Origin of the sequence: Frankia sp. AgB32, from assembly GCF_023243045.1 — a bacterium.
Classification (GTDB): Bacteria; Actinomycetota; Actinomycetes; order Frankiales; family Frankiaceae; genus Frankia.
Genome location: NZ_JALKFX010000076.1, coordinates 33,726 through 44,852 on the forward strand (window position 1 = coordinate 33,726; position 11,127 = coordinate 44,852).

Consider the following 11,127-nt stretch of genomic DNA (forward strand, 5'->3'; position numbering starts at 1 on the left):
GGCGTCGGACCGATTTCGCTTCGGGTCGCGTCCCCGGCGGGTCCCGCCGCCGCGATGGGCGCCCACGGCCTACAGCGGTGCGCCGACCGGCTGCCGGTCCGCGTCGTCGCCGTCACCGGCGGTCGTCGGCCCCTCGTCGGCGGCCAGGCGCCGACGGTGCAGGATGGACGAGATCAGCGCCAGCCCGATGAAGGCCACCCCGACGAGGCCGGTGACGATCTCCGGGACCTCCGTCTCGATCGAGATCGCGAGGATGATCGCCAGCGCTCCGATCGCGTAGTGCGCGCCGTGCTCCAGGTAGATGTACTCGGACAGGGTGCCCCGGCGGACGAGGTACACCGTCAGGGACCGGATGTACATCGCGCCGATGCCCAGACCGGCGGCGATGATGAAGATGTTCTGCGAGATGGCGAAGGCTCCGACCACACCGTCGAACGAGAACGACGCGTCGATGACCTCCAGGTACAGGAACAGGAACGCGGCGGCCTTGCCGGTGGCGAGCACGAGCTTCGGCGTACCCGACGCGGCGCCGGTCCGGGCGGCCGGCGCGGCGGCGGGTTCCTCGGCCTCGGCCTCGTCGTCCTCGGCCTCCTCACCGACCCCGCGGGACTCGAAGAACTCACCGAGGCCCCGCACCCCCAGGTAGGTGGCGAGTCCGGCGACGCCGGACGTCAGCACCTGCTGCGTGTGGTCGCCGGAGAACGCCTCGCCGACGACGAGCAGCGAGACGAGCGCGATCACGATCGGGATGACGTCGAGCTGGCCGGCGCGGCGCAGCGGTTCCTCCAGCTTCTTGATCCACTGGACGTCCCGCTCGGGGTCGAACAGGAAGTCCAGGAACAGCATGAACAGGAAGATCCCGCCGAACGCAGCGATCGCCGGATGGGCGGCGTTGAGCTTCTCCCCGTACTCGTCGCCGTGGTTGAGCGCCAGGTCGAAGACGTCGGCCGGGCTCAGGTGCGCGGTGAGCGCCACGATCACGATGGGGAAGAGCAGCCGCATGCCGAACACGGCGATGAGCACGCCGACGGTCAGGAAGATCTTCTGCCAGAACGCGCTCATGCGACGCAGAATCGTCGCGTTGATGACCGCGTTGTCGAACGAGAGGCTGATCTCAAGTACCGCGAGAATCGCCACGAGCGCCGCGTCCCGGGGGCCGCCGATCACTCCCGCGGCGGCCACCCCCAGCACGGTGATCGCCAGAGACCACCCGAAGATCCGCAGGGCGTGCACGCCTATCAACACCTTCCAGGACCAATCGCCAGACCCCGGTCGCGCCGCGTGGCAGATCCGCGGTCCCTCGGATCCATCCCCGTCGCCTGAACTCGCCGGCGACCGCGTCGGCCCGGGCCAGGCGGCCCCAGACGGCGGTCGACGGCATCGTAGCTGCAAGTTCGGCGGGCGCTACCTGACAAACGGGTTACAGCGGGCCTAGCACCCGCTACCCGTGCACGACGCCCCACAGCTACCGGTGGACCGAACGGCACGGCACGGCACCGGTGGTCCCGCACCGATGACGCCTGCGCCGGCTGAGCCGCCCCGTGTCAGACGACCGGGGCGGCCCGTCGACGGCCCCGCGTCAGACGTTGACGCCGAAGTCCCGCGCGATCCCGGCGAGACCGGAGGCGTAGCCCTGACCGACGGCCCGGAACTTCCAGTCGGCGCCGTGCCGGTAGACCTCGCCGAACACCATGGCCGTCTCGGTGGAGGCGTCCTCGGTGAGGTCGTAGCGGGCGATCTCGGTACCGCCGGCGCCGTTGACGATGCGGATGAAGGCGTTGCGGACCTGGCCGAAGTTCTGCTGGCGCGTCTCCGCGTCGTAGATCGAGACCGGGAACACGATCTTGTCGATCTCCGCCGGCAGGGAGGTCAGGGCCACCGTGATGGCCTCGTCGTCGCCCTCGCCCTCACCGGTGAGGTTGTCGCCCTGGTGCTGGATCGAACCGTCGGGGCTCTTGAGGTTGTTGAAGAAGATGAAGAACCCGTCCGAGACCACCTTCCCGTCGGCCCGGCACGCGATGGCGCTGGCGTCGAGGTCGAAGTCCGCGCCGGTCGTGCTGCGCGCGTCCCAGCCGAGACCGACGAGGATGCTGGTCAGGCCAGGGGCCTCCTTCGACAGCGAGACGTTGCCGCCCTTGCTGAGACTGACTCCCACGATGTCCTCCTGCTCCGTGTTGACCGCTGTTCGGGTGTGGCGCTGTTCGCTGGTGGCACTGTTCGCTGGTGGCGCTGTTCGTCGTGTCGCCGGGTGCTTCCCTGCGTCGCTGCGCTGATACTGATGGGGTCGAACTGGTACGGGTGCCGCTTCGGTGCTGGGTGTCGGTGGTGCCTCGCGGACGTCGGCGGTGTGCCCGGGGCCGGCGCCGAGCCGCCCGGCGCACGCGCCGCGGGTCCGTGGCACGCCCTGACTCCCTGACGCCGCCCTTACCCCCGCCGCCCGGCGCTCCGCCGGCCGGGCGCCGGCAGCGTACTGCCGGGCACGATCGTCGACGCGCCTCCACCCGCGGAGGCCACGCACCGGAGTACGTCTGCTCTGCGGGACGAACGGCTCGCCCGGGAGGTTCCCACCCGCCGTCGGGTGCCGGCACGGGTATACCCGCCCGGCGCGGCCGGCGCCGTCACGAATCCGACATCGGCCGGGCGGTCCACCGACCCGACCGACCCGGGAGCCGCGTCACACCGCTGTAACGCGCCCGGAACCCGCTCGGGCCGGCTTTCGGCCCGACACCCACCGGAATCACACCGACAGGAGGTGCTCCGAGCAGTCACCGGATGGCCCGCTGTCACCGGGCCCGATGGCCCACCGTCACCTGACGGACCGCGAAACCACCCGCCCGACAGCACAACGGACACGGTTCGGACGTTCATGGGTCCCGCAACTGGGGAACATCGGGTTCAGCGCGAACCATCCGGACGGGGCAGACAGACCCACCTCGACACCAACAATCACCCACGAGATGGTCGCAGGCCGTTCACGCAGAGGTGTCGTTATTCGCCACGTACAGGGCGGACCATTGGGGCGTGGTTCGTCTGGATAAGGTCGCCATGATGATCGGACGTTCAGTAGGCCGGGTTGTCATCTCCGACGTGACCCCGGTCGTGTCGTGTGGGCAGTGGCCCGCACGCGCGGTCGTGGGCGAGACTTTCACCGTCAGCGCGACCGTCTTTCGAGAAGGTCACGATCTGCTCGGCGCGAACGCCGTGCTGTCCGGTCCGGACGGCCAGGGCGCGCCGTTCATCCGCATGCACGCCGTGGGCGAGGGCACGGACCGCTACGAGGCGGAGATCACCACAGGCGAGGAAGGCCTGTGGGGGTACCGCGTCGAGGCATGGTCCGATCCCGTCGCCACCTGGCGGCACGGCATCGAGCTCAAGGTCGGGGCGGGGCAGACCGTCGACGAGCTCGCCGTCGACCTCGAGGACGGCGCGCGGCTGCTGCTGCGGGCGCTGCCGGGCGTGCCGGAGGGACGCCGGGCCGAGATCGCCCGGGCGGTCGCCGCGTTGCGCGACGACACCCTCGAGGATCCGCACGACCGGATCGCCGCGGCGGTCGACCCGCGCCTGGCCAGCCTGCTCGACGCGTTCCCGCTGCGAGAGCTGATCACCCGATCGCCGCTCTACCGCGTGTGGGTGGACCGGCCCAGGGCGCTGTATGGCAGCTGGTACGAGATGTTCCCCCGTTCGGAGGGGGCGACGCTCGACCCGCCCCGTTCGGGGACGTTCCTGACCGCCGCCGAGCGCCTGCCGGCGATCGCGGAGATGGGCTTCGACGTCGTCTACCTGCCCCCGATCCACCCGGTCGGCGAGGTCAACCGCAAGGGCCCGAACAACACCCTCGTGCCCGGCCCGGACGACCCGGGCTCGCCGTGGGCGATCGGCAGTGAGCACGGCGGCCACGACGCGGTGCATCCGGACCTCGGGACGATCGAGGACTTCGACCTGTTCGTCGCCCGCGCGCGCTCGCTCGGCATGGAGATCGCGCTCGACCTCGCCCTGCAGTGCGCGCCGGACCACCCGTGGGCGAAGGCGCATCCGGAGTGGTTCGTCGTGCGCAGTGACGGCTCGATCGCCTACGCCGAGAACCCGCCGAAGAAGTACCAGGACATCTATCCGCTGAACTTCGACGCCGATCCGACCGGGCTGTACCAGGAGATCCTGCGGGTCGTCCGGCACTGGACCGCGCACGGAGTGCGCATCTTCCGCGTCGACAATCCGCACACAAAGCCGGTCGAGTTCTGGGAATGGCTCATCGGTCAGGTGAAGGCGGCCGAGCCGGATGTGCTGTTCCTCGCCGAGGCTTTCACCCGGCCGCCGATGATGCACACCCTGGCGAAAATCGGCTTCACCCAGTCGTACACGTATTTCACCTGGCGGACCGAGAAGTGGGAACTTGAGGCGTACGTCCGCGAACTCGTCGAAGCCGGTCACTACATGCGGCCGAACTTCTTCGTGAACACACCGGACATCCTGCACGGCTACCTCCAGGACGGCGGGCCGGCAGCCTTCCGGATCCGCGCGGTTCTCGCGGCGACGCTGTCCCCGACCTGGGGCGTGTACGCCGGTTACGAGCTGTACGAGAACGTGGCGGTCAAGCCGGGCAGCGAGGAGTACCTCGACTCGGAGAAGTACCAGTACCGGCCGCGGGACTGGGCGGCGGCCGAGCAGGCGGGCCGATCGCTCGCGCCCTACCTGACCCGGCTCAACCAGATCCGCCGGGCCCATCCGGCGCTGCACTGGCTGCGCAACCTGCATGTGCACCACGCCGACAGCGACCAGATCATGGTCTACTCGAAGCGACTCGCGGACACCGGGACCGGCCCCGCCGACACCGTGCTCGTCGTGGTCAACCTGGACCCCCGCAACGCGTACTGGACCACGGTGCGGCTGGACATGCCCGCGCTGGGGCTGGACTGGCACGACACGGTCGAGGTCACCGACGAGATCACCGGGTCCACCTACCAGTGGGGCCGGGACAACTACGTGCGGCTGGACCCGTCGGTCGAGCCCGCGCACGTTCTCACCCTGCGGACCCGGTCGTGACGGACGAGCCGCGGTCCGCCCACGACACCTCGGTCCGGGACGAGGCATCGTCCGCCGGTGCACCATGGTCCACCGATGAAGGATCCGTTGGTGGACCGGAGTCCCTCGACGAACCGGCGAACCACGAGCCGCAGCCACTCAGCGAGCCGATGGGGGCCGACGTGCCCGGCCCGGGTCCTGCCGGCCCCGTCCGGGAATCCCCCCGCGACCCGCACTGGTACAAGCGGGCGGTCTTCTACGAGGTGCTGATCCGCGGCTTCGCCGACTCCAACGGCGACGGCACGGGCGACATCCGCGGGCTCATCGACAAGCTCGACTACCTGGAGTGGCTCGGCGTCGACTGCCTGTGGCTGCTGCCGATCTACAGTTCGCCGCTGCGCGACGGCGGCTACGACATCGCCGACTACTTCCAGATCCTGCCTGAGTTCGGCGACCTGGGCGACTTCGTCAGCCTCGTCGACGAGGCGCACCGCCGCGGCATCCGGATCATCGCCGACCTGGTCATGAACCACACGTCGGACGCCCATCCGTGGTTCCAGGCGTCGCGGTCGGACCCGGATGGTCCGTACGGGGACTTCTACGTCTGGTCCGACACGGACGAGCGGTACCCGGAAGCCCGCATCATCTTCGTCGACACCGAGAAGTCGAACTGGTCGTGGGACCCGGTGCGCGGCCAGTACTACTGGCACCGCTTCTTCTCCCACCAGCCCGACCTGAACTATGACAACCCGGACGTGCAGGAGGCGATGCTCGAGGTCCTGCGGTTCTGGCTGGACCTCGGGATCGACGGCTTCCGCCTCGACGCGGTGCCCTACCTCTACGTCCGGGACAACACCAACGGCGAGAACCTGCCGGAGACGCACGAGTACCTGCGCCGCGTCCGCAAGGAGGTCGACGCCAAGTACGCCGACCGGGTGCTGCTCGCCGAGGCCAACCAGTGGCCCTCCGACGTCGTCGAGTACTTCGGCGCCGACGACGAGTGCCACATGGCGTTCCACTTCCCGCTGATGCCACGCATCTTCATGGCGGTGCGCCGCGAGTCGCGCTACCCGATCTCGGAGATCCTGGCGCAGACGCCGCAGATCCCACCGAACTGCCAGTGGGGCATCTTCCTGCGCAACCACGACGAGCTCACGCTCGAGATGGTGACCGACGACGAGCGCGACTACATGTGGGCGGAGTACGCCAAGGACCCCCGCATGAAGGCGAACATCGGCATCCGCCGCCGCCTCGCGCCGCTGCTGGACAACAGCCGCGACCAGATGGAGCTGTTCACCGCACTGCTGCTCTCGCTGCCCGGTTCGCCGGTGCTCTACTACGGCGACGAGATCGGCATGGGCGACAACATCTACCTCGGTGACCGGGACAGCGTCCGGACACCGATGCAGTGGTCGCCCGACCGCAACGCCGGTTTCTCCACGTCCGACCCGGCCCGCCTCTACCTGCCACTGATCATGGATCCGGTGTACGGATACCAGGCACTGAACGTCGAGGCCGGACAGCGGATGCCGACCTCGTTCCTGTCCTGGACAAAGCGGATGATCGAGGTGCGCAAGCGGCATCCCGTCTTCGGCCAGGGCAGTTACGAGGAGCTGGCCGCATCCAATCCGTCGGTCTTCGCCTATGTGCGCGAGTTCGGCGACGACTCCGTCCTGTGCGTCGCGAACCTGTCCCGTTTCGCCCAGCCCGTCGAGCTTGACCTGCGCAGATTCGCCGAAATGGTGCCGGTCGAGCTGCTCGGCCGGGTGCACTTCCCGCCGATCGGCGACCTTCCCTACCTGCTGACACTGCCCGGTCACGGACATTATTGGTTCGCGCTGACAAGAACGGGGGAATTCACCCCCTAGACACTTCCGTGCGGGCGACCGCCACGGGCGCAGGGCGATCGGTACGCACCCGGTGCACCGATGATCACAGCCGGCTTACTCGGCGTTAGGTTGACATCATGACAGTCGTGCACAGGCACCAGGAGGCCGAGGATGGGTGACCACCACGCCGAACTGGCGGGCCTGCTGAACGACTGGCTGCCCCGGCAGCGCTGGTTCGCCGGCCGGGGACGCGGCACCGGGCGGGTGCACATCCGCCGCGACGTCACGCTCTTCGCGCCGCTGCGGCTGCTGGTCGTGGACGTCGACTACGACCGGGGCCCCCGCGACCACTACCAGGTGCCGCTGGTGATCCGGTCCGACGCGCCCTTCGGCCACGAGGGCTTCCTGCTCGGCGAGTGCGCCGGCGGGCTGGTGTACGACGGCCTGCAGGACCCCGACGGCGCCGCCGCGCTGCTGCGGTTCCTCGGCCGCGCGACCCATCGCGACGATCTTGTCGCGGAGCTGCGCGCGCCGGCGGCCGAGGGTGCTCCGGCGCTCGAGAACCTGCCGTCCCATCCCGTCGGCGCCGAGCAGTCCAACACGTCGATCATCTACGGCGACGCCTACATCCTGAAGGTCTTCCGCCGGCTCTGGGCGGGCGTCAACCCCGACCTGGAGGTCACCCGGGCCCTGGCCGACGCCGGCAGCCAGCACGTGGCCGCCCCTGTCGCCTGGTACTCCGGCGACGTCGAGGGTCGCCAGACCACCTTCGGCTTCCTCCAGGAGTACCTGCGCAGCGGCACCGAGGGCTGGCGTCTCGCCCTCGCCAGCGTGCGCGACCTGTACGCCGAGGCCGACCTGCACGCCGACGAGGTCGGCGGCGCCTTCGCCGCCGAGTCGGAGCGGCTCGGCGCCGCGACCGCCGAGGTCCACGCGGACCTCGCCCGGGCGCTGCCGACCCGCCCGCCGACCACCGACGACCTGCGCGCCCTGGTCGCCTACCTGCACGGCCGGTTCGACGCCGCGGTCGAGGCCGCCGCCAGCCTGCGACCGTTCGAGGCCGCGGCGCGAGGGACCTACGACGAGCTCACCGGCGCGGCGCCCGAGGTCATCCATCCGCGGCCGTTCCAGCGGCTGCACGGCGATCTGCATCTCGGCCAGGTGCTGCGGGTCGACTCGGGCTGGGTGCTGTTCGACTTCGAGGGCGAGCCGGCGCGTCCCGTCGCGGACCGGGTGGGGCTGGAGTCGGTGCTGCGCGACGTCGCCGGGATGCTGCGGTCGTTCGACTACGCGGCCCGCTCGATGCTGCTGGAACGCGGCGACGAGCCGGCGCTGAAGCACCGCGCGCAGGAGTGGGCGGACCGCAACCGGGAGGCGTTCTGCCGCGGCTACGGCCAGGCCGCCGGCCGCGACCCGCGGGAGGACTCGGCGATGCTGCGCGCCTTCGAACTCGACAAGGCCGTCTACGAGGTGCTGTACGAGACGCGGCACCGGCCGTCCTGGGCGGTGATCCCGCTCGCCGCGCTGGAGCGGCTCACCGCCGCCGCGCCCCTCAGCACGTGACAGTCCCCTACCGCGCCCAGGCCGAGAACACCGACCCCGAGACCACCGACCCACGACTTCCAGCGAGCACGAATCCCAGTGAGCGGACGCGCGACGCGGACCGCGGGCGGAGAGAGGCAGGGGTGTCCCAGTGAACAACGGCGACGTCAACCACGACAGCGACCGGACGGGACGCCGGCGCGCCGAACGGGCCGGCGGTCGGCCGGAGCCCGCCTCCCAGGACTTCCTGCGGGGGGCGAACGCGGCGAGCGGCGACCCGCAGGGCCGGGTGGCCCTCGCGGACCGCACGCCCGGCGGCCGGTTGGCCGGCTTCGGCGATCCGGCGCCGGAAACCCAGGTCGCGAAGCCCGCCGCCCCCGGCGGCCCGGTCTGCGCCGCGCCCGACACCGGGCTGCCCGCCGCGGAGCTCGGCCGGCTCGTCGGCGGCACGCACCACGACCCGCACACCCTGCTCGGCGCACACCCACGCGGCGAGTGGACGGTCGTGCGGGTGCTGCGCCCCGACGCCCGCGAGGTGAACCTGCTCGTCGGCGACGAGCGTCACCCGGCCACCCGGCTGCACAGCGGCGGGGTGTTCGCCGCGGCGCTGCCCGGCCACCTGCCCGACTACCGGGTCGAGGTCATCTACCCGCACAGCTCGGTCATCGTCGACGACCCCTACCGGTACCTGCCGACGCTCGGCGAGGTCGACCGGCATCTGATCAGCGAGGGCCGGCACGAGCAGCTCTGGAAGGTGCTCGGCGCACACGTGCGCAACCTGACGACCCCGGGCGGCCGGGCGGTCACCGGGGTGAGTTTCGCCGTGTGGGCGCCGTCCGCGCGAGGGGTACGCCTCGTCGGCGACTTCGACTTCTGGGACGGCCGGGCGTTCCCGATGCGCTCGCTGGGCGGCTGCGGGGTGTGGGAGCTGTTCGTCCCCGGCGCCGGCGCCGGGCTGCGCTACAAGTACGAGATCCTCGGCTTCGACGGGGTCTGGCGGCAGAAGGCCGACCCGATGGCCTTCCGCACCGAGATCCCCCCGGCCACCGCGAGCGTCGTCACCCAGTCGGACTACGCCTGGAACGACACCGACTGGATGGAACGGCGCGCCCGCACCGCGTGGCACACCGAGCCGATCAGCGTCTACGAGCTGCACCTGGGCTCCTGGCGGCGCGGGCTGTCCTACCTCGAACTCGCCGAGCAGCTCACCGAGTACGTGCAGGCGAACGGCTTCACCCACGTCGAGATGCTGCCCGTGGCCGAGCACCCCTACGGCCCCTCCTGGGGCTACCAGGTGTCCGCCTACTACGCCCCGTCCGCCCGGTTCGGCAGCCCGGACGAGTTCCGCCACCTCGTCGACGCGCTGCACCGCGCCGGCATCGGCGTGATCATCGACTGGGTGCCGGCGCACTTCCCGCGCGACGGCTGGGCGCTCGGTCGCTTCGACGGCACCCCGCTCTACGAGCACCCCGACCCCCGCCGCGGCGAGCAGCCGGACTGGGGTACCTACGTGTTCGACTTCGGCCGCCCCGAGGTCCGCAACTTCCTCGTCGCGAACGCCCTGTACTGGTTCGACGAGTACCACATCGACGGACTGCGGGTCGACGCCGTCGCGTCGATGCTCTACCTGGACTACTCCCGGCCCGACGGCGCCTGGCTGCCGAACAGGCACGGCGGCCGGGAGAACCTGGAGGCGGTGGCGTTCCTTCAGGAGGCCAACGCGACCGTGTACCGCCACCACGCCGGCGCCATGATGATCGCCGAGGAGTCGACGGCGTGGCCGGGCGTCACCCGCCCCACCCATCTCGGCGGCCTCGGCTTCGGGTTCAAGTGGAACATGGGCTGGATGCACGACACGCTCCAGTACAATTCCCACCAGCCCGTGCACCGCAGCTACCACCACAACGAGATCACGTTCTCGATGGTGTACGCCTACGCGGAGAACTACGTCCTGCCGTTCAGCCACGACGAGGTCGTCCACGGCAAGGGCTCGATGCTGCGCCGCATGCCGGGCAACCGGTGGGAGCAGCTGTCGAACCTGCGGGCCCTGTACGCCTACATGTGGGCGCATCCCGGAAAGAAGCTGCTGTTCATGGGCTGCGAGTTCGCCCAGGACAACGAGTGGAGCGAGGCGACGTCGCTGGACTGGCCGCTGCTCGACGAGCCGGGCCACCACGGGATCTCTCTGCTGATCCGCGACCTCAACGCGCTGTACCGGTCGTCACCGGCGCTCTACCGGCGTGACTACGACAAGACGGGCTTCTCCTGGATCGACGGCAACGACAGCACCAACAACGTGCTGTCGTTCCTGCGCTGGTCCGGCGACGAGGGCGAGCCGGGCACCGAGGTGTTCGCCTGCGTCACCAACTTCGCCGGCACGACCTTCCACAACTACCGCATCGGCCTGCCCTTCGCCGGCCGCTGGCGGGAGGTTCTCAACACCGACGGCAGCCGCTACGGCGGCGCCAACGTCGGCAACCTGGGCGCCATCGCGGCCATCGACCAGCCCTGCCACGGCCTGCCGGCGTCGGCCAGCGTCACCCTGCCGCAGCTGGGCGCCGTATGGTTCCGCTACGACCCTGAGGATGCCTGAATCCCTGCGGGACCTCTGAGACCTGAGCACGCCTGAGGCCCTGCGGCGGCCTCAGGCCCGCGCGCGGGGCCGCCGCCGCCCCGCGCCCCCCCGCGCGGGGGCCCGCAGCACCCCCCCCCGGGCCGCGCGCGGCCGGGCCGGCCC

6 protein-coding genes are annotated in these 11,127 nt (G+C 70.6%); 4 read left to right on the forward strand and 2 right to left on the reverse strand.

Annotated elements, in window-relative coordinates:
* Positions 1-69 precede the first annotated feature (69 nt).
* Both MXD60_RS19140 and MXD60_RS19145 read right to left on the reverse strand, forming a co-directional pair.
* On the reverse strand, positions 70-1,233 hold the full coding sequence (locus MXD60_RS19140) for a DUF475 domain-containing protein (protein WP_248820692.1): 1,164 nt from the start codon (positions 1,231-1,233) through the stop codon (positions 70-72).
* 346 nt (positions 1,234-1,579) lie between these two features.
* Positions 1,580-2,155, reverse strand: a complete 576-nt coding sequence (locus MXD60_RS19145; protein WP_248820693.1) for a TerD family protein — start codon at positions 2,153-2,155, stop codon at positions 1,580-1,582.
* 890 nt (positions 2,156-3,045) lie between these two features.
* Here MXD60_RS19145 and MXD60_RS19150 point away from each other — a divergent pair.
* From MXD60_RS19150 to glgB, 4 genes are all read left to right on the forward strand, one after another.
* Entirely contained in the window at positions 3,046-5,040 is a 1,995-nt protein-coding gene (locus MXD60_RS19150) for an alpha-1,4-glucan--maltose-1-phosphate maltosyltransferase (protein ID WP_248820694.1), read from the forward strand.
* 149 nt (positions 5,041-5,189) lie between these two features.
* A complete protein-coding gene (gene treS, locus MXD60_RS19155) occupies positions 5,190-6,887 on the forward strand; it encodes a maltose alpha-D-glucosyltransferase (protein WP_248820699.1) in 1,698 nt (565 codons plus the stop codon).
* A gap of 132 nt (positions 6,888-7,019) precedes the next feature.
* On the forward strand, positions 7,020-8,411 hold the full coding sequence (locus MXD60_RS19160) for a maltokinase N-terminal cap-like domain-containing protein (RefSeq protein ID WP_248820695.1): 1,392 nt from the start codon (positions 7,020-7,022) through the stop codon (positions 8,409-8,411).
* A 130-nt stretch (positions 8,412-8,541) separates the two neighbouring features.
* The gene (glgB, locus tag MXD60_RS19165; protein ID WP_248820696.1) at positions 8,542-10,983 is read left to right on the forward strand and encodes a 1,4-alpha-glucan branching protein GlgB; all 2,442 of its coding nucleotides are present in this window, start codon (positions 8,542-8,544) and stop codon (positions 10,981-10,983) included.
* Positions 10,984-11,127 lie beyond the last annotated feature (144 nt).